The organism is Streptomyces canarius, assembly GCF_014650735.1.
Taxonomy (GTDB): Bacteria; Actinomycetota; Actinomycetes; order Streptomycetales; family Streptomycetaceae; genus Streptomyces; species Streptomyces olivaceoviridis.
Genome location: NZ_BMVN01000006.1, coordinates 60600 through 82930 on the forward strand (window position 1 = coordinate 60600; position 22331 = coordinate 82930).

Consider the following 22331-nt stretch of genomic DNA (forward strand, 5'->3'; position numbering starts at 1 on the left):
GCTCGCGGCGGTGCCCGGCCCGCGTGGGGTGCGGTCGGGGCGGCGCCGCGGCCCCCCGCTCGTTACTCGGCGAGCTGCGGCGGCAGGGGTGCCGTGTGCGTCACGATCAGGCCCGACACCGCCCGGGTCAGCGCCACGTACAGGCGCCGCAGGCCCGTGCGTTCGTCCGGCTCGCCGTCCACCACGGCCCGCGGCTCGTCCAGGACCACGTAGTCGTACTCCAGACCCTTGGCGAGCGAGGCGGGGACCAGGGTCAGCCGGGTCTCGCGGGTGGTCTCCTCACCGGGGGCCAGGTAGGAGATGCCGGCCGCCGTCAGGGCCTCGGCCAGCGCCGGGACGCGGGCGTCGGCGGCGATCAGGCCGGTCGACCCCTCGTTGCGCAGCAGTTCCGCGCACGCGGCGACGACGTCGGCCGCCTCCGTGGCCGTACGGACCTCGAAGAACCCGGGGTTCTCCCGGACGGAGGCGACCGGGGTGAGGCCGGGCGCGATGTGCGGCAGCAGCCGGGAGGCGTACGCGATGACGTCCGTCGGCACGCGGAAACCGGCCGTCAGCTCCTCGACGACCCCCTCCGGCTTGCCGAGGTGGGCCAGCGCCTGGGCCCAACTCCGGGTCGCCCACGGGGTCGTCCCCTGCGCGAGGTCGCCCAGCACGGTCGCGCTGCCGGTGGTGCAGCGGCGGCCGACGGCCCGGTACTGCATGGGGGAGAGGTCCTGCGCCTCGTCCAGGACGACATGGCCGAGCGAGTGCGTGCGCTGGACGAGGTCGGCCGCCTCGTCGATCAGCACGGCGTCCGCCGGCGACCACTTGGCCGCCTTCACGCTGCGCACCGGCCCGGCCCACAGGATCGTCTTCTGCTCGTCCTCGTCCAGCAGCCCGTCCGCGTGCTCGGCGAGGAACTCCGCGTCGGTGAGCAGCCGCAGCACCAGCTTGGCCGGGTCGACGGCCGGCCAGACCGCCTTCACGGCCGCCTTCACCGCGCTGTTGCGGGCGACCGCGTCCTGCACCCGGTCGTCCGGGGCCTCCCCGGCCCGCTCCATCTGCACCAGCACCGCGTGCGCGACGCGCTGCGGCAGGGCCTCGCGGGCGGCGCCGTAGCGGATGTCCCGGCCCAGCAACTCGCGGACGATCTCCTCCAGTTCGTACGCCGGCACCCGCCAGCGCCGCGAGCCGCGCACCACCACCACCGGCTCGGTGGGCACGGTCACATGGGAGTACAGGGCGCGCCGGAGGACCTCGGCCATCCGGGCGTCGCCCTTGACGATCGCGGCGGCGGCGTCGTCCGTGCCGCGCACCTCCACCTGCGCGACCAGGTCGTCCACGGTCGCCTGCCGCACGCTCAACTCGCCGAGCGCCGGCAGGACCTGCTCGATGTAGTGCAGGAAGGACCGGTTCGGCCCGATGACCAGCGTGCCGGTGCGGGCCAGCCGCTCCCGGTGGGCGTAGAGCAGGTACGCGACCCGGTGCAGGCCGACGGCGGTCTTCCCGGTGCCCGGCCCCCCCTGCACGCACACCGTGCCGCCGAGCCCGCTGCGGACGATCTCGTCCTGCTCGGGCTGGATCGTGGCGACGATGTCCCGCATCGGGCCGACGCGGGGCCGCTCGATCTCCTGCTGGAGCAGCTTGCTGGTGGTGGCAGTCCCCGACGACTCCGCCGGGTCGGAGAGGTGCTCGTCCTCGTAGGCGGTCAGGTCGCCGCCGGTGTACCCGAAGCGGCGGCGCAGCCCGACGTCCATGGGGTCCTTCTTGGACGCCCGGTAGAACGGCTGCGAGACCGGTGCGCGCCAGTCGATGACCATCGGGTCGCCGTCGGCGTCGTGGACGTGCCGCCGCCCGATGTAGAACCGCTCGCCCCCGGCGCCCTCGGCCCGCTCGGCGCCCGGGGCGTGCAGGTAGTCGAGCCGGCCGAAGAACAGCGGGGTGTCGCTGAGGTCGGCCAGTGCCTTGATGCGCTCGTCGATCTGGCGGGAGAGCACCGCGGCGTTGACCCAGTTGGCGGTGACGTCGCTGATGTCGAGTGCCTCCACGTCCTCGCGCATGGCGCGCAGGGCGGTACGGGACGCGGCGAGGTGGGAGCGCTCTCGGGCGAGGGGGTCGTCGAGCGGGTCGTGGGCGGGCGTGGACAAGGGGGTGCCTCCGGTGGGCCTGCTGCGTGGGCTACGACGATGCCGCCCGGTTTCCGGCCGGGCGACGGCACTCCGTGGGGAGGCGGGCAAGAGCGGAGATTTTAGGGGAGCGGGCGGGGCGGGGGCCAATGGATTTCCGACCCCGGCGCGCCCGCCGGGGTTCGCCGGCGGCGCGTCCCCCGCTCCCGCGGGCCCGTCCCCTAGGGGACAGGGGGCCTCAGGTCCAGGGGCGGCGTCCACCCGGAGATCTACGCGGAACCCTCCAGGATTGGACCCGCAGACCGATGCGGATGAGGGGTGCGGAGTTCCACCATGGAGACATGAGCGCAGCAAGCATCACACCCGCACCCGTCCGGCCCCCGTCCGGCGCCACGGCCGTCGACGGCCCCCACCACCACCTGCTGGGCAACGCCCTGCGTGCCGTGAAGGTGTTCCTGGAGGCGGCCTTCAGCGTCGTGATCCTCGGCGAGTACGGCGAGGAAGCGGGCATACACCACAAGTGACGACATAGGGTCGCGTCCGTGCGGAAACGGACGTTGACGCCCTCCTGCCCTGCCCTGCTCCTCCTCGCCCTGTCCCTCGCCGCCTTCGTCACCCTGTGCGTCCTGCGCGGCGCACCCATGGCCGACCTCCTCGTCTACCGGGCCGAGGGCGCGGCCGTGGCCCACGGCACCGACCTGTACGGCTTCACGGTCACCGAGTGGCACCTCCCGGCGACCTATCCGCCCTTCGCGGCGATCCTGTTCGTCCCCGCGGTCTGGCTCCCGGTCCCGGTCCTGAAGGCGCTCTTCCTCGCGGGCAACGCGCTGCTGCTCGTCACCCTGGTCGCCCTCTCCGCCCGCCTGGCCTCCCGGCCCCTGCCCCCGGGCCCGCTCTGCACGGCCACGGCCCTCGCCCTGTGGCTGGAACCGGTCTTCCAGACGCTCCTGTTCGGGCAGATCAACCTGGCCCTCGCCTGCCTCGTCCTGTGGGACCTGACCCGCCCGGCCGGCGCCCGCGCCAAGGGCCTGGCCCTCGGGATGGCGGCCGGTGTCAAGCTCACCCCGGCCGTGTTCATGGCGTACCTGCTCGTGCGCGGCCGGGTGCGGGAGGCGGTGACGGCGGGGACGGCGTTCGCGGGGACGGTCGCGCTCGGTGCCGTCCTGCTGCCCGGGGCGAGCGCGGACTTCTGGACCCGGCGGCTGTACGAGACCGGCCGGGTGGGCAAGGCGTGGATCGTGGACAACCAGTCCCTGCGCGGGCTGGTCGCCCGGGTGCTGGGCGACCCCGCACCGGGCCTGGCCTGGGCGCTCCCGGCGGCGGTGGTCGCCGTGCTGGGCCTGGGGCTGGCCGCGCGCGCCCGCCGGGAGAGCCACGGCATCCTGCTGACCGCGTGCACGGCCCTGCTGGTCTGCCCGATCAGCTGGACCCACCACTGGGTGTGGTGCGTACCGCTGCTCGTCGTGCTGCTCGCGGAAGGCCGCACCCGCACGGCCGTACTGGTGGCCCTGGTCTTCACCGCCCGCACGATGTGGCTGGTACCCCACGAGGGCGCCCGCGACCTGGAACTGCCGTGGTGGCAGCAGCCGTTGGCGGGTGCGTACCCCCTCCTGGCGCTGGGGCTGCTGGTCTCGTACGACAGCGGGACCGGCCGGCGCTGTGCACCGGCCCCGGCCTCAAGTCCCCGGTGAGGAAGCCGGACACCGGTCCGGCGTCACCCCGTCGGCGGGTCCGCGCCGTCCCCGGCGCGCCAGTCCCCTCCTGGGCGGCCGTCACCGGCACCGTCATGCCGTTCGTCCCGCGCGTCGCGGCTCCGTGGAACGCGCCCGCTCGCGTTCGCGCGGCCGGCGCCGGTGCCGGCGATGACGACGACCTCGTCACCGGTGGTCCAGCGCCGGCGTTCGGCCTTGGGCGGGTTGACGCGCAGCCCGTAGCCGGGGGCGCGGGCGGCGTCGGCGTGGCTGCGGTACCCGATGGCGCACTCGCCCCGGTCGCGCGCCGCGGCGACGACCGTGGCGAAGGACGCCTCCTGGCCGGACAGGACGTAGTCGGCGGCCGACCGCAGATGGACCTGGGTACCGCCGGCCGAGAACAGCTCGTCGAACACCGCCGCCAGGTGGCGGTTCTGGGAGATCTGCGCCATCAGCAGCCCGACCAGCTTGCCGCTGATGATCACGTCGGCTCCGGGACCGAGCGGTGCGAGGGGCCGGTTGCCGTCGTCGGTCAGTTCGGTGACCACCGGCAGTTCCCGGCCGATCCGCTGTTCGAGATGACGCAGCACGAGCAGGGTGACGAGCGTGCGGTTGTCCGGCTCCTCCGGCAACTCGCCGGGCCGTGGATCCCGGCCGAGCACGACGACGCTGTCGTAGGAGGCGATGTCCAGGCCGTACAGCGTCTCCGGCCGGGTGGTGTCGCCCCTGCGGTGCACACACCTCCAGCCGGCGTCGCCGGTGTCGCACGCCGTCCGCACGGTCGCCCCGTCCTCGTCCGCCACCACGTCGGCGACGGAGCCGGACGGTGCGTTGCGGCCCCACTCCCGGAGGATGAGCGGCGCCCGGCGGTTCCAGCCCAGCACCAGCACCCGCTCCGGCCGTGTGTCCCGCGGCCGGGGGTCCGCCATGAGCCGCTGCTCGACGAACCGCGCGCAGTCGGCGAGTTCGGCGGTGTCGTCGTCTGCGGCGATGACGAGGACCTGGTCGTCCGGCTCGATCACCGTCCCGGCCGGCGGGTTCAGCCACGGCACACCGTCGCGGATCAGCCCGACCGCGCACGCGTTGCCGTAGCGGAGCAGCACGTCACCGAAGTCCCGGCCGACCAGCGACGGGTGTGAGGCCGGATAGAACTCGTCCCCGGCGAAGTCGAGGAGCTCGCGGTGGACGAGGGACAGCCCCGGGCGGCGCGCGGCCTGGGCGATGAGCCGGGCGGTGACCGTGTCGCTCTCCACGACGATGCCGTGCTCGCCCGCGGCCAGCCGGGCCGCCAGCAGGTAGCCGCTGTCCCGGACCGCGGCCACGACGGGCGCGGTGGACTCGTCCCCGGACGCCGTCGCCCGCAGGGCCAGCAGGGTCTTGACCACGTCCGCGTCGCCGCGCGAGTCGTCGGGGGGCAGCACGATCACCGAGTCGGCCGTGGCCGGGCTGGTCAGCGCCAGTACGGCCGGATCGGCCGACGGACCGCTGCGGCAGACCAGCCGGGTCCGGCCGGTGGGACCCACCTTGCTGTACAGGGCCTCCTCCATGGCCGTCTTGTCCCGGTCGGCGAGGACGGCCACGGCCGAACCCCGCTGGTTGGCGCCCGCCGCGACCAGTTCGCCCACCACCGTGAACACCTGCTCGGACCAGCCCAGGACCACCACATGGCCGTGCTCCACCAGCGTGGAGCGTCCGCGCCGCAGGGCGATGAGCCGCTCGGTCAGCCCGGTCGTGATGAGCCCCACGAGGGTCGAGACGTACACCAGGGCGACGAGGGCCAGCAGCACCGACAGCAGCACCCGCAACGGGGTGCCGGTGGTGCCGCCCAGCCGCAACGTCTCCCCGGTCAGGCGCCAGACCTGCGCCAGTTTCCCGGAAAGGCCGGCGGGGACGTGCGGAGCCGTCCACACCAGCACCGCGCTCGCGGGGACGACGAGGGCCAGGCAGACCGCCACCAGCCAGCCGACCAGGGCCGAGGTCCCGCGCGCCAGGGTCGTGTCGAACCAGTACCGCGCTCGGGCACCCGCCCCGGGACGCCGCTGTTCCACCTTGTTCCCCCTCCGCACACGGGCCTGTAGGGGGCAGTGTCCTGACCCGGCGCCGGCGACGCGCGGCACGGCACGCGATTCATCCCTTCGCCGTAATCGGGTGCGGCCGGACCACCCCGGCGTGCCTCCGCACACCCCCGTCCCACCGGTTTGAACGGCGGCCTTCCCTCGTCCGTGGCAATTCGCCGCGACCCTGGGCGCACCGGCCCGGCGGACCAGTAGAAGTTCGCCATGACCGAAGATCACCAGGTGGACGCCGGCAACGGCGGCCTGACCAGGCGTACGCTCACGACCGCCGCCGGCACGACGACCGCGGCCACCCTCCTCGGCGCGGGCAGCGCGGCGGCCCTGCCCGCACCCGCGCCCGCGCGGGCCCCCGCCCCGGCCGCCCCCGCCGGCGCGCGTGGCCCGGACTTCGACCGCTGCCTCGCCGCCGCACGGGCCCTGCTCGTCGTGGACTCCGGCGACCGGCCCCTCGTCCCCGGCTACCAGCGGGTGCTCAAGGACGGTCTCCCCCGACGGCGGGCGGGCGGCCCGAAGAGCGTCCTCGTCGTCGGCGCCGGCCCGGCCGGCCTCGTCACGGCCTGGCTGCTGAAGCGGGCAGGACACCGCGTGACCGTCCTGGAGGCCAACGGCAACCGGGCGGGCGGACGCATCAAGACCTTCCGCCGTGGCGGCCACGAGAAGGCGGCGCAGCCCTTCGCCGACCCCCGCCAGTACGCCGAGGCCGGCGCGATGCGGCTGCCCGGCAGCCACCCGCTGGTGATGGACCTCATCGGCCAACTGGGCCTGAAGAAGCGGCCGTTCTACTACGTCGACGTCGACGCGGACGGGCGCCCCGCCTCCCACACCTGGATCCACGTCAACGGCATCCGGGTGCGGCGCGCCGACTACGCCCGCGCACCCCGGCGCGTCAACCGCTCCTTCGGCGTCCCGCGCGCCCACTGGGACACACCGGCCGCCGCCATCCTGCGCTCGGTCCTGGACCCGGTGCGCGACGAGTTCAGCACGGTCGGCCCCGACGGCAAGCGCGTCGACAAGCCGCTGCCCGAGCGGGTGCGGGGCTGGGCCAGGGTGATCCAGCGCTTCGGCGACTGGTCGATGTTCCGCTTCCTGACCGAGCACGCGGGCCTGGACGAGCGGACGGTCGACCTCATCGGCACCGTCGAGAACCTCACCTCACGGCTGCCCCTGTCCTTCGTCCACAGCTTCATCGGCTCCTCCCTGATCAGCCCGGACACGGCGTTCTGGGAGCTGGAGGGCGGCACGGCCGTCCTGCCGGACGCCCTGCTGGCCAAGGTCCGCGACACCGTGCGGTTCGACCGGCGGGTCACCCGGATCGAGTACTACGATCCCGGCCGCGCCGGCGGCGACACGGCGCACGTCCACGCCAAGGGACCCCACGTGTGGGTGGACACCGTCTCCGAGGGGCGCGGGGGCCCGGTCGTGCGGGAGCAGTTCACCGCGGACGCGGCCGTCGTGACCGTGCCCTTCTCCGGCCTGCGGCACGTGCAGATCAGCCCGCTGATGTCGTACACCAAGCGCCGCGCGATCACCGAACTGCACTACGACTGCGCGACCAAGGTGCTGCTGGAGTTCAGCCGCCGCTGGTGGGAGTTCGACGAGGCCGACTGGAAGCGGGAGCTGAACCGCATCGACCCCGGCCTGTACGACGCCTACCGCACCGGACGGACTCCCGGCGACGGCCGCCTGCTCGGCGCGCACCCCTCCGTCCCGCGCGGACACATCACCCCCGGCCAGCGCGTGCACTACGCCGCCAACCGCGCCGTCGCCCGCGACCAGCCGGAGGCGGCCCACGTCATCGGCGGCGGCTCGGTGTCGGACAACGCCAACCGCTTCATGTACCACCCGTCGCACCCGGTCCCCGGCAGCGCGGGCGGGGTGGTCCTGGCCTCCTACAGCTGGGCGGACGACGCCCTGCGCTGGGACTCCCTCGACGAAGACGCCCGCTACCCGCACGCCCTGTGCGGCCTCCAGGAGGTCTACGGCCAGCGGATCGAGGTCTTCTACACCGGCGCGGGCCGCACCCAGAGCTGGCTGCGCGACCCCTACGCCTACGGCGAGGCGTCCGTGCTCCTGCCCGGCCAGCACACGGAACTGCTCCCGTCCATTCCGGTGCCCGAGGGGCCCCTGCACTTCGCGGGCGACCACACCTCCGTCAAACCGGCGTGGATCGAGGGCGCGCTGGAATCCGCCGTGCGCGCCGCCCTGGAGGTCCACACGGCCTGACGGATCAGCTCTCGGCCAGGATCTCGTCCGCGTCCATGATCCGGTAGGCGTACCCCTGCTCGGCCAGGAAGCGCTGCCGGTGGGCGGCGAAGTCCTGGTCGATGGTGTCGCGGGCGACGACCGAGTAGAAGTGGGCCTGGTGGCCGTCGGCCTTGGGGCGCAGCACCCGCCCGAGCCGCTGGGCCTCCTCCTGCCGGGAGCCGAAGGTGCCGGACACCTGGATGGCGACCGTGGCCTCGGGCAGGTCGATGGAGAAGTTGGCGACCTTCGACACCACCAGCACGCTGATCTCGCCCTCGCGGAACGCGTCGAAGAGCTTCTCGCGCTGCGCGTTGGAGGTCTCGCCCTTGATCACCGGGGCGTTCAGGTGCTCGCCCAGCTCGTCGAGCTGGTCGATGTACTGCCCGATGACGAGGATCTGCTGCCCGGCGAACCGGCGGACGATCGCCTCGGTGACCTTCCGCTTGGTCTCCGTCGTGGCGCAGAACCGGTACTTCTCCTCCGTCTCGGCCGTCGCGTACGCCAGCCGCTCGGCGTCGGTCAGGTTGACCCGGACCTCGACGCAGTCGGCGGGTGCGATGTAGCCCTGCGCCTCGATCTCCTTCCAGGGCGCGTCGAACCGCTTGGGCCCGATGAGGGAGAACACGTCCGACTCGCGTCCGTCCTCGCGCACGAGGGTGGCCGTGAGCCCGAGCCGCCGCCGCGCCTGGAGATCGGCGGTGAACTTGAAGACGGGCGCGGGCAGCAGGTGCACCTCGTCGTAGACGATCAGGCCCCAGTCCCGGGAGTCGAACAGCTCCAGGTGCGGGTAGACGCCCTTCCGCTTGGTCGTCAGCACCTGGTAGGTCGCGATGGTGACGGGCCGGATCTCCTTCCTCGTCCCGCTGTACTCGCCGATCTCGTCCTCGGTCAGCGAGGTCCGCTTCACCAGCTCGTGCTTCCACTGCCGGGCGGAGACGGTGTTGGTGACGAGGATCAGCGTGGTCGACTTCGCCTGGGCCATGGACCCGGCCCCGACCAGCGTCTTCCCGGCGCCGCAGGGCAGCACGACGACCCCGCTGCCGCCGTGCCAGAAGTTCTCCACGGCCTGCTTCTGGTACGGGCGCAGCGTCCACCCGTCCTCCAGCAGCTCGATCGGGTGCGCCTCACCGTCGACGTACCCGGCGAGGTCCTCGGCCGGCCAGCCCAGCTTCAGCAGCGTCTGCTTGATCTGCCCGCGCTCGGAGGGGTGCACGGCCACGGTGTCCGGGTCGAGCCGGGCGCCGACCAGCGGGGCGATCCGCTTGGACTTCAGCACCTCCTCCAGCACCGGCCGGTCGGTGGTGGTCAGGACGAGGCCGTGCGCGGGGTGCTTGGTCAGGGTGAGGCGGCCGTAGCGGTCCATCGTCTCGGCGATGTCCACGAGCAGCGCGTGCGGCACGGGGTAGCGGCTGTACTGCACCAGGGCGTCCACGACCTGCTCGGCGTCGTGCCCGGCGGCGCGCGCGTTCCACAGGCCGAGCGGGGTGACCCGGTAGGTGTGGATGTGCTCGGGTGCCCGCTCCAGCTCGGCGAAGGGCGCGATGGCCCGCCGGCAGTCGTCGGCCCGCTCGTGGTCGACTTCCAGGAGCAGGGTCTTGTCGGACTGGACGATCAGCGGACCATTCACGCGCGGCACACCCTTCCATGACGGCCAAACGTCCAGTGTGCCTCATCCGGCCGGGGGGCTCCATGGCCGCAAGATCGGCGGCGGCACCGGACGCCGGGGGCAACCCCCGCGCCCCGCCGCGAGTCCTGATCCACGACGAGGCGGCGCGGGCGCGCGGCCGGGTGAGGAGTTCAGGGATGTCGGCACGAAGGTGGGCCGTCGGCACCGGAGCCGTGGTGGTCCTGGTGGCCACCGGCACCTGGGCGATGCGGCCGGGATCCGTCGACTCGCGGCTGTGGGACGAGATCCGGCCGGTCATCGAGGCCCGGCTCGCGGCGGAGAGCCGGGGCACCGGCCACGGCGAGGACGTGCCCGGCCTGCACACGCGCTGGTTCTGCCGGGCCGAGGCGCTCGACGTGGCGGAGCGCGGCGGCGAGGTGCGCGCGGGCGTCGACACGCTGTGCCTGGAGTACGGGGTGCGCGACGGCGGCCTGGTGGAGTGCGGCGGCGGGAAGGGTCCGCAGGTGGTGCGGCTGGAGCGGGACCCGCACGGTGGGTACCGGGTGCTCTCGCGTGAGGCACCGTCGGACGGCGCCGGGAACGCGGACTGGACCGGGGCCCGCTTCGGTTCCCTCTCCCGGGCCGCCCTGGACGGCACGATCCCGTCCGACACCCTGGAGCGCGCCGCCCGCGCCCACTTCGGTCTGCCCGCGGACGCGCCGGTCGGGGACTGTTGGATGCGGTGACCCGGCCGGTCTCAGTCGTCCGCCAGCTCCGCGACCCCGGTGATCCGGTGCAGCGGGACCCGCACGGCGGGTACCGGGTGGTCTCGCGTGAGGCACCGTCGGACGGCGCCGGGAACGCGGACTGGACCGGGGCCCGCTTCGGTTCCCTCTCCCGGGCCGCCCTGGACGGCACGATCCCGTCCGACACCCTGGAGCGCGCCGCCCGCGCCCACTTCGGTCTGCCCGCGGACGCGCCGGTCGGGGACTGTTGGATGCGGTGACCCGGCCGGTCTCAGTCGTCCGCCAGCTCCGCGACCCCGGTGATCCGGTGCAACGGGAACGTCCGCACCTCGTCCGCCGTGTGGTCGTACGCCGTCACGAAGCCGCCCTCGACCCGGATCGGGGCGATGACCCGCTGGCTGGCGGCGCCCTCGGCGTTGACGTAGCCGATCCACACCGAGTCGCCGGTCAGGACGGCCGCCTGCATGGTGGCCAGGGTCTCGGCGGCGGAGGTGCGGGGCAGCTCGCCGCCCGCCAGGGGCTCGCCGACGGGCTTGCGCGGGGCGGTGGCGGCCAGGTCGCCGGCCCGGATCGCACGGATCGCCGCCGTGAGCAGCGTGGCGTCGGGCGGCGGCGGCCCGTCCGGCACCGGCTCGGGCGCGGTGCGCGGCGGAGTGCGGTGGGCGTGCGCCCGGGTGATCAGGACATCGCCCTCGGCGGACTCGGCGGCGGGCGCGTACCCCATCGCGCGCAGCCCCTCCAGCAGGGTCGCCGGGTCGGCCGGGGCGGCCAGCACGGTCGGCGCGAGGCGGCGCAGACGCAGGGCGGCGGCGCGCTTGTCGGCGAGGATCTCGTTCAGCAGGGCGTCGTCGTCACAGCGGACGTACGCCGAGGCCGCGCCGACCCGCAGGTGGCCGTGCCTGCGGGCCACGTCGTCGATCAGGTAGGCGAGCGGCTGGGGGACCGGGGTGCGGGAGTGCTCGGCGAGGAAGGCGTGCAGGTCGGCCGCGGTCCGGCCGGCGTCCAGGGCACGGCGGACGGACGCCGGTGTGAACCGGTACACGGTCGCGCCGCCCTTGGACTCCACGTCCGCGAGCACCCCCAGCATGTCCGCGAGCGGGCGCCGCAGCGGACCGGGCGCCACCGCCGTCAGGTCGGCCTGGAGCAGCACGTGGTCCAGCGGCTCGGGCAGCAGCGGCGCGAGCAGCCGGGCAGCGGCGCCGGCGGCGACACCCTGCTCGGCGGGGGAGAGGGGCACGAGCCGCTCGGGGGCCCGGTGGTGGTGCACCGGAAGCTTGTCACCGGGCCCGGTGGGCTCGGCGGAGTCGGCGCCCGGGGCGGCAGGGGCGCCGGTCGCGGCCGGTGCCCCCAGCAGCGCGCGCCCCTGGGACGACAGCGCGCCCCGGCCCGTCACCCCCAGCAGTTCCGCCTCCGACAGGGTCCAGCGGGCGAGCCGGGACCGCAGGTCGTCGTCACGGGCACCGTCGCGCTGGGCACCCCGCAGGGGCCGCTCCCAGCGCAGCCGGGCCAGCACCGACTCCGCGTCCGGCGCCGCGCCCTGCGGCAGCGCGGCCAGCAGGGACAGCACCCGGTGCCGTACCTCGGGCGCGGCGGAGCGGTCGAGGCCCGGACCGAGCGCCGACAGCGTCCGGTCCTTCGCGTCCCGCCCGCCGACCAGCCCCGGCGTACGGGTGGCCGCCAGCCAGGTGCGGGCGAGCCGGGCCCAGCGCTCGGCCGGGGGCAGCTCCAGCCACTCGTCGTAGGCCGGGGTGGCCGCGTACCGCTCGTCGGCCTCGCCGTCGGAGGCGATCAGGCCGGCCGCGTAGGCCAGCTCGGCCCAGAAGGCGGCGACCGGCTCCGACACGTCCAGCGCCACGGCCGTCCGCTTCAGGTCACGGACGCTCAGCCCGCCCGCCCGCAGCACCGCGGGCCCGCCCTCGTCCCAGTCCTTCAGCAGCTCCTCCACGGTGGCCAGCGCGGTGTACGCCTGCCCGGCCGCCGTCGCGTCCACCACCTGCGGGCTGTGGGTCGCGGCCGGCGCCACCGCGGGCGGCAGCGGCTCGGGCGCACGGTGGGCGCGGCCCTCGCGCAGGTGCAGGGCGACCTCGCGGGGCAGCACGACCGTGCCGGGCGCCGTCGGCAGCAGCAGACCGCGGTCCAGCAGCCAGCGCAGGTGCGCCGCCGGATCGGCGGTGACCTGCCCGTAGGGCGGCCCCCACACCAGCCGGGACAGCACCTCGCGGGCGGCCTCGGGCGCCCCGGCCAGCAGCTTCGCCATCTTCCCGCGGCGGGTGAACAGCCCGGTCAGCGCGGCCACGGCGGACACCGAGTCATGGGTCGACGGCAGTCCGGCCGTCGTCACGATCTCCTGGATCCGCCCCGGTGACATGCCCGAGGTGGCCTCCTGCACGGTCGGCCCCAGCCCGGTCGGGGACGGGTGCTGCGGGGACGGCGCGAGCAGCTCGCGGGCGGTCCGCACCAGCCGCAGCCGGTCGTCGTCGCCCCACACCAGCGCCTGCTCGCGCAGGGTGGCGACGGCCCGGGGCAGCGCGCGGGCGACCGTCTCGTCGCCGGTGTCCCCGGCCATCAGACCGAGCAGTGTGTCGTACGACGCCGGGTCCGGAGCCACGGCCAGCGCCTCCGCCGTCTGCAACGCGAACCGGTCCAGCCGCTCCAGGGCGCGCAGCACCGAGGCCCGGGTGCCGGCGCGGGTGGCGAGCTGGGTGAGGTCGGTGGGGACGGGGGTGATGAGGTCCGGGCGGCTGCGCAGCAGCGCGGCCAGGGAGGCGTCGTCCCGTGCGCGGAGCGCCTCCGCGAGGGACCGAGGGGCTGAGTGGGCCTCGGGGCTCATCCGGCCAACGGTAGCGGACTTCCATATGCCGAGGGCATCGGCGAGAAGCGGTACGGTCCTCACGGAGTATCAGTCGGCGTCACCCCGGAGGGGTCGCGTGGGGATCGAGAGCGACCAGGTCGTCTACGAGTATCTGAGCCGCGTCGGAGACATCGCCCAGCAGCGCCAGCTGCCGTCGGCGACGCGGATGCGGCTCGTGTCGGAGCTGCGCAACGAGATCGACCGGCACCGGGCACAGGCGACGGTGGACTCGCCCGCCGCGGTCCGCCGCATCCTGGACCGCCTGGGCACCCCGGACGAGGTGGTCGCGGCGGCGGGCGGCACCGGCGGCCTCCCGCAGGCCCCGCCCACCGCCGTACCGGCGCAGCCCTCCCCCCGGGAGCGGGCGCCGGAGCCGGCCGGGCGGGAGCGGCCGAAGGGCTTGCGCCGGGTCGTGCCGCGCCCGCGCCCCGCCGAGCCGGAGCCGCCCGCCGCGCGCGACACGCCGGCCCCGCCGCACCTCGCGCCCGCGCACGAACTGGGGGATGCCACGGCACCGCCCGACTGGTGGCGCGTCGGCACCGCGGGCCCCCTCGGGGACATCGACCCGGTGCCGGGGTTCGTCGGCGGCGTGGAGATCCCGGAACTGCTCAAACGGCCCCCGCAGGAGGCTCCCGCCGAGAAGGCCGAGCCGGTGGCGGAGCCCGCCGGGGCCGCACCGGAAGCAGCGCCCGCCAAGCGCCGCCGGCGTCTCCCCCTCCCCGTCCCCTCCGCCGGCTGGTCCAACCCCCTCCTGCTGCTGGCCGCCGCCGCGCTCGTCGCCGGTGCCGTGCTCGGCAACTGGTTCGCGCTGCTCCTCGGCTGGGCCATCGCCTACGGCTCCCGGCGGCTGACGCCCGCGGAGACCAAGTGGGCGGTGATGGTCCTGCCGGGCACGGCGGTCGCGGCGGGGCTGGTGTGGCTGTGGGGCCGCAACGAGGGCCGCTGGGGCACCCCGATCGCCGAGGGCCACATGAACGACGCCATGAGCGACACCTGGCCGTGGGTGGTCAGAGGAGCGGCGCTCGCCTCGGCCCTGTTCCTCCTCTGGCGCTCCCAGCGAAAGGGGTAGCGGCGGCGCGGTCGCGGTCGGTGTCAGGCCGCGGGCGACCAGCCCCCACGCGCCCGCACCCGGCAGACGTCCCCGGGCCCCCACGACGCGACCCCACCGGCCCCGTACATCCCGCACCCGACACAGCACCCTCGCCCCCCGAACCCCACCCGGCCGAACCGCCGGAGGCACCCGGCACAATGGCCCGCATGGCCTCCTCGCTGACCGTCGGTTTCGACCTCGACATGACCCTCATCGACTCCCGCCCGGGCATCCGTGCCTGCTACCTGGCCCTGGCGGAGCGCACGGGTACGTTCATCGACGCCGACCTGGCGGTGACCCGGCTGGGCCCGCCGCTCGCGGAGGAGCTGATCCACTGGTTCCCGGCCGACGAGGTGCCGGCGGTGGCCGACCTGTACCGGGAGATGTACCCCTCCATGGCCATCGCCGCGACGCCCGCCATGGACGGTGCCCGGGAGGCGATCGACGCCGTGCGGGCGGCCGGCGGACGCACGATGGTGGTGACGGCGAAGTACGAGCCGAACGCCAAGCTGCACCTGGCCCACCTCGGCATCGAGCCGGACGTGGTCGTCGGCGACCTGTGGGCCGAGCAGAAGGCCGCGGCGCTGCGCGAGCACGGCGCGGGCGTGTACGTCGGCGATCACGTCGGGGACGTCCGCGGCGCCCGTGCGGCGGGTGCGTTTTCGGTCGCCGTGGCGACCGGCCCGTGCCCGGCCGACGAACTGCGCGCGGCCGGCGCGGACGTCGTCCTGCCGGACCTGTCCGCGTTCCCCGCGTGGCTCGGCGGCTACCGCGAGGCGCCCGGCGCCGCACCCCTCGCCTGACGCCGTCCGGCGGCGACGGAGCGCAGGACACCCGCGCCGGCCACGAGGAATCCGACGGCCATGAGCATGCTCAATCCGAACATGTAGGTCGGAAATGGCTTCGCTCCGAGGAACAGCGGAGCCACTGTGACGAGGGTGGCCACGGCCCCGAGGAAGAAGACGACGGCACCGGCGCGGATCAGTCGGTCACCGGGCGCGGCGGAATTCGTTTGGGTTTTGTCACGCACCGGACCAGGGTAGTTCCCTGCGCGAGAGAACAACCGGGGGACGTCTTGTCACCCGCCCCAAGACCATTAGCCTTGGTACCGGCGGGTCGTGGTCGACCCGCTCTAGTGCTATCAAGAGCCGTTTCCGAAGTAGTTTTCCCGACGAGTACGAGGACGAGGACAGACGTGCCTACCGGCAAGGTCAAGTGGTTCAACAGCGAGAAGGGCTTCGGCTTTCTCTCCCGCGACGACGGCGGTGACGTCTTCGTCCATTCCTCGGTTCTCCCCGCCGGAGTCGATGCGCTCAAGCCGGGACAGCGCGTGGAGTTCGGTGTCGTCGCCGGTCAGCGCGGTGACCAGGCGCTCTCGGTGATCGTGCTCGACCCGACGCCGTCCGTCGCCGCCGCCCAGCGCAAGAAGCCGGACGAGCTGGCGTCGATCGTGCAGGATTTGACGACCCTTCTTGAGAACATCACGCCGATGCTGGAGAAGGGCCGTTACCCGGACAAGACCTCCGGCAAGAAGATCGCCGGCCTGCTCCGCGCGGTCGCCGACCAGCTGGACGTCTGAGCCGTATCCGCAGGGCCCGGCCGGCATCATCACGGGAAAGCGAGCGCGTCGGGGCCGAGGGGCGGCACCAGCCCTTCGGCCGCCGCGCGCGTGAGCAGTCCCCGGATCGCCGCGTAGCCGTCCTCGCCGAGGTCGGCCGTGAACTCGTTGACGTACAGCCCGATGTGCTGGTCGGCGACGGCCGGGTCCATCTCCTGCGCGTGCTCCATGACGTACGGCCGGGAGACCTCCGGGTCGTCCCAGGCGGCCCGTACGGAGGCCCGGACGGCGTCGGCGAGCCGGCCGAGCCGCTCGGCGCCCAGCGACCGCTTGGCGATGATCGCGCCCAGCGGGATGGGCAGCCCGGTGGTGCGCTCCCAGTGCTCGCCCATGTCGGCGAGCTTGTGCAGCCCGTAGTTCTGGTAGGTGAAGCGGGCCTCGTGGATGACCAGGCCCGCGTCCACCTTGCCGTCCCGCACGGCCGGCATGATCTCGTGGAACGGCATGACCACGACCTCGCCCACCCCACCGGGCAGCGTGTCCGCGGCCCACAGCCGGAACAGCAGGTACGCGGTCGACTTCTCACTGGGCACCGCGACCGTACGCCCCTTCAGGTCGGCCTCCGCCTCCCGGGTGAGCACCAGCGGTCCGCAGCCCCGGCCCAGCGCACCGCCGCACGGCAGCAGCGCGTACTCGTCGAGGACGTACGGCAGGACGGCGTACGACACCTTCAGCACGTCGAACTCGCCGCGCTCGGCCATGCCGTTGGTGATGTCGATGTCGGCGAAGGTCACGTCCAGCGCGGGGGCGCCGGGGACGCGGCCGTGGGCGAGGGCGTCGAAGACGAAGGTGTCGTTCGGGCAGGGGGAGTACGCGATCTCCAGCGGTTCAGCGGTCATGTGCGTTCCAACTCTCCAATGCGGGCGCGAGCTTCCCGAAGCCCTCGGTGAGGGCGGTGAGGGCGTCCCCGACGCGCCAGGCGGCGCGGTCGCGGGGCCCCACCGGGTTGGAGACCGCGCGGATCTCCAGCACGGGCACACCGTGCGAGGCGGCGGCCTCCGCCACCCCGAACCCCTCCATGCCCTCGGCGAGCGCGCCGGGGTGCCGGGCGCGCAGGGCGGCGGCGCGGGCGGCCGTGCCGGTCACCGTGGAGACGGTCAGGATCGTGCCGGTTCGGGCACCGGTGGCCTCGGACACGACTCGTACGAGTGATTCCGGCGGGCGGTGGGTGACGGTCCCGAACCCGAGTTCGGTGACCGGAAGGAAGCCGTCGGCGGTCTCGGCGCCCAGGTCGGCGACGGTGATCGCGTCCGCGACGACGAGCGAGCCGAGGGGCGCCCCGGGCGGGAAGCCGCCGCCGATCCCGGCCGAGACGACCAGACCGTAGGGGCGGCCCGCCAGCGCGGCGGCGGTGAGGGCGCCGGCGGTCGTGGCGGCGGCGAGCGCCGGGCCGACGCCGGCGGCGAGCAGGTCCCAGCCCGCGGCCGTACGGACCAGGGACGCGCCCGGCAGCCGTACCTCCCCGGCCGTCGCGGGCAACGCGCGGGCCACCGCGTCCCGCTCGACGGGGACCGCGGTGGCGACCAGGACCGGGACCGGAAGGGACGTCGTGATCAGGCCTTCTTCAGCTTGAAGGACCACATGCCCTTGTTCGTGTTCTCGCCCATCCGGATCGACAGGGTGTTGGTGTTGCCCTGGGTGCCGTACTGGACGTTGAAGAACGCGCTGCTCGGGATCGTGCGGTACGTCTCCTTGCTGGAGTCGCTGAACTGGCGGCCGTTGACCAGCACGATCCAGCCCGCGTCGGCGATCTTCGGGTCGACGCCGATCCGGACGGTCTCGTCCTGGCCGACCTTGATCGACTTGATGTCGTCGGCGTTCTTGACGCACTCCTTCAGCGACGTCTCGTCCAGCGCCTTGCCGTCGTTGTAGCAGACGGCCTCGGAGTTGACCGAGTGCCCGCCGACGGTGATCGTCGCGACGGGCGTCGGCTTCTCGCAGGCCGACAGGACGAGCAGTCCGGCGGAAACGGCGCCGGCGGCGACGACGCGGCGGCGTCGCGCAACGCGGTGTACATCAGCGGCTTCGCCGCGGGGCAGCGTGGTCATGGCCGAAGGCTATCGGGCGCCCCGAGCCGTCCGCCCACGTGGGGTACGGCGTGCCCGGTTCGTTACGCCACGCGTGCCCGCGCCCCCACGCCCCTCACGCCACCCGGGTCGAGGCCCGGCCGCCGTGCCGGGCCGAGGCGAGCAGCCCCCTGAGCGTGCTCAGCCAGCCGACGGCCACGAACGCGGCGCCGACCAGCAGCCCGACCGTGCCGTTGAGCGGCATCACGATGCCGACCGCGCCGCCGAACACCCACGCCATCTGGAGCAGCGTCTCGGAGCGGGCGAACGCCGAGGTGCGCACCAGCTCGGGCACGTCCCGCTGGATCAGCGCGTCCAGCGCCAGCTTGGCCAGCGCCTGCGCGAACCCGGCGACCGCGGCCAGGCAGGCCACCAGGAACGCGCCGAAGAAGAGGGCGGCGACGACCGCCGTACCGAGCACCACCGCGACCACGGTCACGATGATGACCTCCGGCGCCCGGGAGCGGAGCCAGGCCCCCACGGCCGTGCCGAGGGCGTTGCCCGCCCCGGCCGCGACGCCCACTATCCCCAGCGACACCGCCGCGCTCTCCCCGGTCAGCGGGTGCTCGCGCAGCAGGAAGGCGAGGAAGAAGATCAGGAAGCCGGACAGGCAGCGCAGGGCGGCGTTGGCCCCGAGCGCGTGCGTGACGGCCGGCCCGACCGTCCGCAGCCCCGGCCGTTTGGCCTGCCCCCGGTGCGGCCCGTGCAGATGCTGCTCGTCGGCCGCGAGCAGCGCCACGTCCTCCCCCTTGGCCGAGTCCACCTTGGGCGGCAGGGAGAACGACAGGAACGTACCGGCGACGAAGATCACGAACGCGCCGTAGAGCGGCCACGGATCGCCGAGGGCGTGCAGCCCCGCCGCGACCGGCGCGGCGGCACCGGTGGCCAGCAGCCCGGCGAGGGTCACCCGGGAGTTGGCCTTCACGAGCGAGAACCGCGGCGGCAGCAGCCGTGGCACGACAGCGCTGCGGACCACCCCGTACGCCTTCGAGGCCACCAGCACGCCCAGCGCGGCCGGGTACAGCTCCAGGCTGCCGCTCGCCACCGCCCCCGAGATGATCAGCGAGAGCAGCGCCCGCGCCAGCATCGCCGCGGCCATCGCGGCCCGCCGCCCGTGCGGCAGCCGGTCCAGGAGGGGGCCGATGACGGGCGCGAGGACCGTGAAGGGCGCCATGGTGATCGCGAGGTAGAGGGCGACCCGGCCGCGCGCCTCGTCGGTCGGCACCGAGAAGAACACCGTGGACGCGAGCGCCACGGTGACCATGACGTCCCCCGCGCCGTTCACCGCGTGCAGTTCGATCAGCTTGCCCAGACCCGACTCGCCCGCGCCGTGCGCGTGCGTGACCCTGCGGATGCCCCGGGCCGTACCGGTCACGGGGAAGTGCAGGGCACGGCCGACCGAGCGGACGGCACCACCCACCCGGCCCGAACCGCCGCCCCGACCATTCGCCCTGTCCGCGGCTGCCACGACGTTCATAGTGCCCCGAGATACGGCCCGATAGTGCGGATCGTTCGGGTGTGGCGGCACACGACCCCGGTCGGCGCAGGCAGAAGGGCGGGTGGGAATATGCACGAATCTCGTCCGGTGTAGCGTGCCTATCTCAGCCATAACGCAGAATGGATGGCAGAGGTGCGCCCAGGCGCGCGGATGCAGACGTCGATGCGGTCCCCAGGTCCGCTCCGTCGGCGAAACCGCCGGAGGCAGCCGCACTCGACGAGACGGCGTAGGAGAGAAGCGATACCTGTGAGCGCAGCGACCACGCGAAGCCGCACCCCCGACCGCCTGTGCGCCGAGGCCGTCGACCTCGCCCGCACCGCCGCCGAGGAGGCCGCCGCGCCCGGCGTGGTCGGCGAGCACGCCGGCCTGGTGTCGGAGGGCGACCGTGTGGTCACGCACTTCTTCGAGTGCAAGGAACTGGGCTACCGCGGCTGGCGCTGGGCGGTGACGGTGGCCCGCGCCTCCCGCGCCAAGGTCGTCACGCTCGACGAGGTCGTCCTCCTCCCCGGCCCCGACGCCCTCCTCGCCCCCGAGTGGGTCCCGTGGAGCGAACGCCTGCGCCCCGGCGACCTCGGCCCCGGCGACCTGCTCCCCACCGACCAGGACGACCTGCGCCTGGAGCCCGGCTACACGGGCGAGGAGGAGCCGCCGCCGAACTCGGTGGTCTCCGAGGAGATGCAGGAACTGGCGGAGGCGGAGGACGCCGACGTCACGCCGGGCGCCCCCGCCGCCCAGCCGACGGTGCCCTCCCGCGGCACCATCGCGTCCGTCGCCGAGGAACTCGGCATGCGCCGCGCCCGCGTCCTGTCCCGCTACGGCCTGCACAGCGCCGCCGACCGCTGGGAAGAGGCATTCGGCCCCAAGACGGCCATGGCCCAGGCGGCCCCCGCCACCTGCATGAGCTGCGGCTTCCTCTCGCCCATCGGCGGCTCCCTCGGCCAGGCCTTCGGCGTCTGCGCCAACGAGTTCTCCCCGGCGGACGGCCGCGTGGTCTCCCTCGCCTACGGCTGCGGCGGCCACTCGGAGGCCGCGGTCATGCCGAAGCCCCCGCAGCCGGCCTCGCCGGTCGTCGACGAGACCCGGGTCGACCCGTTCCCGCTCCGCCCGGCCCGCGACTCCGGCTCGGTCCCGGAGACCGGCGACGACGAGACGGCGGAACTCGGCCACTCCTGAGCCTTCACGCGCACCTCGGCCCACACCGTCTTGCGCGGCGCGGGCCCGTGCGCCGTACCCCAGCGCTCCGCCAGCGCCTCCACGAGGAGCAGCCCCCGCCCGCCGACTGAGTCCGCTTCCGGACGCCCGAGTTCGGGCAGCAGGTCACCGCGCGTGTCGGTCACCTCGATCCGGAGCGTGTCCCCGACGGCGTACAGCGTCAGCCGGAAGTCCCGGCCGGCCACCCTGCCGTGACCGGCCGCGTTGGCGGCGAGCTCGGCCACGATCAGCTGCGCCGGGTCCAACGGCAGCCCCCAGGACCGCAGTTGCTCCCTGGCGAGCAGCCGGGCGAGACGGGCCCCGCGGGGCGTGGGGGAGAGCCGCGCGGTGAAGTTCGGGATGGGGGTGGAGATGTGGGTGGAGATTTCCTGGTTCACATCACTCAGAGTGGGCCGTGCCTGCTACCTCTGAACAGTGACGACGCGGTTGCGTAGGGTCACTGTCCAGCGCGTGTCCGGTGGTGTCCGGGCATGTCGGGAAGGGGGTGCGGTGTGAGTGAGGAAGAGGAGCCGGGCTGGGAGGTCGAGCCGGACGACGAGTGGGGCGTCGCCGTCATCGCGACCGTCGGCCGCCAACTGAGGCTGCGCCGGGAAGCGGTGGCCCTGCGCGCCGCCGACTTCGCCAGGGCCGTGGGCTACAGCGAGGACATGGTCTACAAGGTCGAGTCGGGCAAGCGGATTCCGAGGCCGGAGTACCTCGACAAGGCGGACAAGGTTCTCGACGCGGGTGGGTTGCTCGCGGCGATGAAGGAGGACGTGGAGAAGGTCCGGTACCCGAAGAAGGTTCGGGCTCTGGCGGAGCTGGAGTCGAAGGCGGTCGAGCTTCAGCTCTACGATCCGCTGAACATCCACGGGCTGCTCCAGACGCCGGAGTACGCCCGGGCGTTGTTGCAGATGCGTCGGCCTGCCTACACCGACGACGTGGTGGAACGCGGCGTCGGGGGCCATATCGCTCGGAAGGTGCTGTTCGAGCGGGATCCCGCGCCGGAGATCAGCTTCGTCCAGGACGAGTGGTCGCTACGACGCCCCCTCGGGGGTAGGAAGGTATTGCGTCAGCAGCTCGAACACCTCCTTGAGGTAGGCCAGTTGAGGAATGTCGAGATCCAGGTAATGCCGATGGACCGTGAGGAGCACGCGGGAGTGGCAGGCGGGATCGAGGTGCTGAAGTTCGCGGACGGTTCGGCAGTGGGCCGCTCCCCCGCAGTGGCCAACGGCCGCCGGGTCGAGGACCCCAAGCATCTCCGTATCCTTGAGCTGCGCTACGGCATCATCCGGGCGCAGGCGCTCACTCCCCGTGAGTCGACGACCTTCATCGAGCATCTGCTGGGGGCAACATGATCCGCTGGTTCAAGAGCAGCTACAGCAGCAGCAGCGAAGCCGACTCCTGCGTCGAAGTCGCCCTGGACTGGGACGCCGCCCCCACCCCCGCCACCATCCACATCCGCGACTCCAAGCAGGACAACGGCCCCCTCCTCACCGTCGCCCCCGCCACCTGGACGGAGTTCGTCTCGTACGCCGCCCGGCGGTGAA

General features: G+C 74.0%; 20 protein-coding genes and 1 pseudogene. 11 read left to right on the plus strand and 10 right to left on the minus strand.

Annotated elements, in window-relative coordinates; all coding sequences use genetic code 11:
- Positions 1-62: 62 nt before the first annotated feature.
- Positions 63-2126, minus strand: a complete 2064-nt coding sequence (locus tag IE294_RS11045; RefSeq protein ID WP_189884815.1) for a HelD family protein — start codon at positions 2124-2126, stop codon at positions 63-65.
- 320 nt (positions 2127-2446) lie between these two features.
- On the opposite strand from IE294_RS11045, the gene IE294_RS11050 reads away from it, so the two are divergent.
- A complete protein-coding gene (locus tag IE294_RS11050) occupies positions 2447-2629 on the plus strand; it encodes a hypothetical protein (protein ID WP_103809762.1) in 183 nt (60 codons plus the stop codon).
- 33 nt (positions 2630-2662) lie between these two features.
- On the plus strand, positions 2663-3796 hold the full coding sequence (locus IE294_RS11055; protein WP_189885216.1) for a glycosyltransferase 87 family protein: 1134 nt from the start codon (positions 2663-2665) through the stop codon (positions 3794-3796).
- A 23-nt stretch (positions 3797-3819) separates the two neighbouring features.
- Here the strand turns inward: IE294_RS11055 and IE294_RS11060 are convergent, their stop codons facing one another.
- Complete coding sequence (locus tag IE294_RS11060) at positions 3820-5844, minus strand: CASTOR/POLLUX-related putative ion channel (protein ID WP_189884817.1); 2025 nt, start codon at positions 5842-5844, stop codon at positions 3820-3822.
- Between the two features lie 231 nt (positions 5845-6075).
- Between IE294_RS11060 and lgoX the strand changes: the two genes are divergently transcribed.
- Positions 6076-8094 (plus strand): L-glutamate oxidase LgoX, encoded by a 2019-nt coding sequence (gene lgoX / locus IE294_RS11065; protein WP_189884819.1) that lies wholly within the window; start codon positions 6076-6078, stop codon positions 8092-8094.
- Positions 8095-8098: 4 nt separating this feature from the next.
- On the opposite strand, the gene IE294_RS11070 is transcribed toward lgoX, so the two are convergent.
- Positions 8099-9742: a DNA repair helicase XPB gene (locus tag IE294_RS11070; protein WP_189884821.1), complete on the minus strand. Its 1644-nt coding sequence runs from the start codon at positions 9740-9742 to the stop codon at positions 8099-8101.
- A 176-nt stretch (positions 9743-9918) separates the two neighbouring features.
- Between IE294_RS11070 and IE294_RS11075 the strand changes: the two genes are divergently transcribed.
- Together IE294_RS11075 and IE294_RS11080 are read left to right on the plus strand one after the other, a co-directional pair.
- Positions 9919-10467, plus strand: a complete 549-nt coding sequence (locus IE294_RS11075; protein ID WP_189884823.1) for a hypothetical protein — start codon at positions 9919-9921, stop codon at positions 10465-10467.
- The gene (locus IE294_RS11080; RefSeq protein WP_229917126.1) at positions 10464-10727 is read left to right on the plus strand and encodes a hypothetical protein; all 264 of its coding nucleotides are present in this window, start codon (positions 10464-10466) and stop codon (positions 10725-10727) included. Before IE294_RS11075 ends, IE294_RS11080 begins: the two co-directional genes overlap by 4 nt.
- A gap of 11 nt (positions 10728-10738) precedes the next feature.
- On the opposite strand, the gene IE294_RS11085 is transcribed toward IE294_RS11080, so the two are convergent.
- Positions 10739-13297: a helicase-associated domain-containing protein gene (locus IE294_RS11085; RefSeq protein ID WP_189884825.1), complete on the minus strand. Its 2559-nt coding sequence runs from the start codon at positions 13295-13297 to the stop codon at positions 10739-10741.
- Between the two features lie 97 nt (positions 13298-13394).
- On the opposite strand from IE294_RS11085, the gene IE294_RS11090 reads away from it, so the two are divergent.
- Together IE294_RS11090 and IE294_RS11095 are read left to right on the plus strand one after the other, a co-directional pair.
- On the plus strand, positions 13395-14387 hold the full coding sequence (locus IE294_RS11090) for a hypothetical protein (protein ID WP_189884827.1): 993 nt from the start codon (positions 13395-13397) through the stop codon (positions 14385-14387).
- Positions 14388-14566: 179 nt separating this feature from the next.
- The gene (locus IE294_RS11095; protein ID WP_189884829.1) at positions 14567-15211 is read left to right on the plus strand and encodes an HAD family hydrolase; all 645 of its coding nucleotides are present in this window, start codon (positions 14567-14569) and stop codon (positions 15209-15211) included.
- On the opposite strand, the gene IE294_RS11100 is transcribed toward IE294_RS11095, so the two are convergent.
- Entirely contained in the window at positions 15175-15438 is a 264-nt protein-coding gene (locus IE294_RS11100) for a hypothetical protein (protein ID WP_030989395.1), read from the minus strand. The two genes, IE294_RS11095 and IE294_RS11100, sit on opposite strands and share 37 nt — an antisense overlap.
- Positions 15439-15603: 165 nt before the next feature.
- Here IE294_RS11100 and IE294_RS49315 point away from each other — a divergent pair, with 165 nt between their 5' ends.
- The gene (locus IE294_RS49315) at positions 15604-15987 is read left to right on the plus strand and encodes a cold-shock protein (protein WP_189884831.1); all 384 of its coding nucleotides are present in this window, start codon (positions 15604-15606) and stop codon (positions 15985-15987) included.
- Positions 15988-16016: 29 nt separating this feature from the next.
- Here IE294_RS49315 and IE294_RS11110 read toward each other — a convergent pair whose 3' ends face one another.
- The 4 genes from IE294_RS11110 to IE294_RS11125 form a co-directional block, all read right to left on the minus strand.
- Positions 16017-16865, minus strand: coding sequence for a 1,4-dihydroxy-6-naphtoate synthase (locus IE294_RS11110; protein WP_189884833.1), 849 nt, complete (start codon positions 16863-16865; stop codon positions 16017-16019).
- The gene (locus IE294_RS11115) at positions 16855-17607 is read right to left on the minus strand and encodes a futalosine hydrolase (RefSeq protein ID WP_189884835.1); all 753 of its coding nucleotides are present in this window, start codon (positions 17605-17607) and stop codon (positions 16855-16857) included. Before IE294_RS11115 ends, IE294_RS11110 begins: the two co-directional genes overlap by 11 nt.
- Positions 17580-18074: a DUF2771 family protein gene (locus tag IE294_RS11120; protein ID WP_189884837.1), complete on the minus strand. Its 495-nt coding sequence runs from the start codon at positions 18072-18074 to the stop codon at positions 17580-17582. The genes IE294_RS11115 and IE294_RS11120 overlap by 28 nt, the downstream gene beginning before the upstream one ends.
- A 94-nt stretch (positions 18075-18168) precedes the next feature.
- Positions 18169-19569, minus strand: coding sequence for an MFS transporter (locus IE294_RS11125; RefSeq protein WP_229917127.1), 1401 nt, complete (start codon positions 19567-19569; stop codon positions 18169-18171).
- 267 nt (positions 19570-19836) lie between these two features.
- On the opposite strand from IE294_RS11125, the gene IE294_RS11130 reads away from it, so the two are divergent.
- The gene (locus IE294_RS11130; protein ID WP_189884839.1) at positions 19837-20763 is read left to right on the plus strand and encodes a DUF3027 domain-containing protein; all 927 of its coding nucleotides are present in this window, start codon (positions 19837-19839) and stop codon (positions 20761-20763) included.
- A gap of 8 nt (positions 20764-20771) precedes the next feature.
- Here IE294_RS11130 and IE294_RS11135 read toward each other — a convergent pair.
- Positions 20772-21179, minus strand: a pseudogene (locus tag IE294_RS11135) (ATP-binding protein); the annotation flags it as partial.
- Positions 21180-21272: 93 nt separating this feature from the next.
- On the opposite strand from IE294_RS11135, the gene IE294_RS11140 reads away from it, so the two are divergent.
- Together IE294_RS11140 and IE294_RS11145 are read left to right on the plus strand one after the other, a co-directional pair.
- On the plus strand, positions 21273-22139 hold the full coding sequence (locus tag IE294_RS11140; RefSeq protein ID WP_189884841.1) for a helix-turn-helix domain-containing protein: 867 nt from the start codon (positions 21273-21275) through the stop codon (positions 22137-22139).
- Positions 22136-22330, plus strand: a complete 195-nt coding sequence (locus IE294_RS11145; RefSeq protein ID WP_189884844.1) for a DUF397 domain-containing protein — start codon at positions 22136-22138, stop codon at positions 22328-22330. The genes IE294_RS11140 and IE294_RS11145 overlap by 4 nt, the downstream gene beginning before the upstream one ends.
- Position 22331: the final 1 nt, after the last annotated feature.

Bases quoted from the DNA above. Each gene is read 5' to 3' on its own strand.
- IE294_RS11110 (WP_189884833.1), bottom strand. From the start codon at position 16,865: ATGACCGCTGAACCGCTGGAGATCGCGTACTCCCCCTGCCCGAACGAC.
- IE294_RS11140 (WP_189884841.1), top strand. From the start codon at position 21,273: ATGTCGGGAAGGGGGTGCGGTGTGAGTGAGGAAGAGGAGCCGGGCTGG.
- IE294_RS11145 (WP_189884844.1), top strand. From the start codon at position 22,136: ATGATCCGCTGGTTCAAGAGCAGCTACAGCAGCAGCAGCGAAGCCGAC.
- IE294_RS11095 (WP_189884829.1), top strand. From the start codon at position 14,567: ATGGCCCGCATGGCCTCCTCGCTGACCGTCGGTTTCGACCTCGACATG.
- IE294_RS11125 (WP_229917127.1), bottom strand. From the start codon at position 19,569: ATGAACGTCGTGGCAGCCGCGGACAGGGCGAATGGTCGGGGCGGCGGT.
- IE294_RS11075 (WP_189884823.1), top strand. From the start codon at position 9,919: ATGTCGGCACGAAGGTGGGCCGTCGGCACCGGAGCCGTGGTGGTCCTG.
- IE294_RS11085 (WP_189884825.1), bottom strand. From the start codon at position 13,297: ATGAGCCCCGAGGCCCACTCAGCCCCTCGGTCCCTCGCGGAGGCGCTC.
- IE294_RS11050 (WP_103809762.1), top strand. From the start codon at position 2,447: ATGAGCGCAGCAAGCATCACACCCGCACCCGTCCGGCCCCCGTCCGGC.
- lgoX (WP_189884819.1), top strand. From the start codon at position 6,076: ATGACCGAAGATCACCAGGTGGACGCCGGCAACGGCGGCCTGACCAGG.
- IE294_RS11120 (WP_189884837.1), bottom strand. From the start codon at position 18,074: ATGACCACGCTGCCCCGCGGCGAAGCCGCTGATGTACACCGCGTTGCG.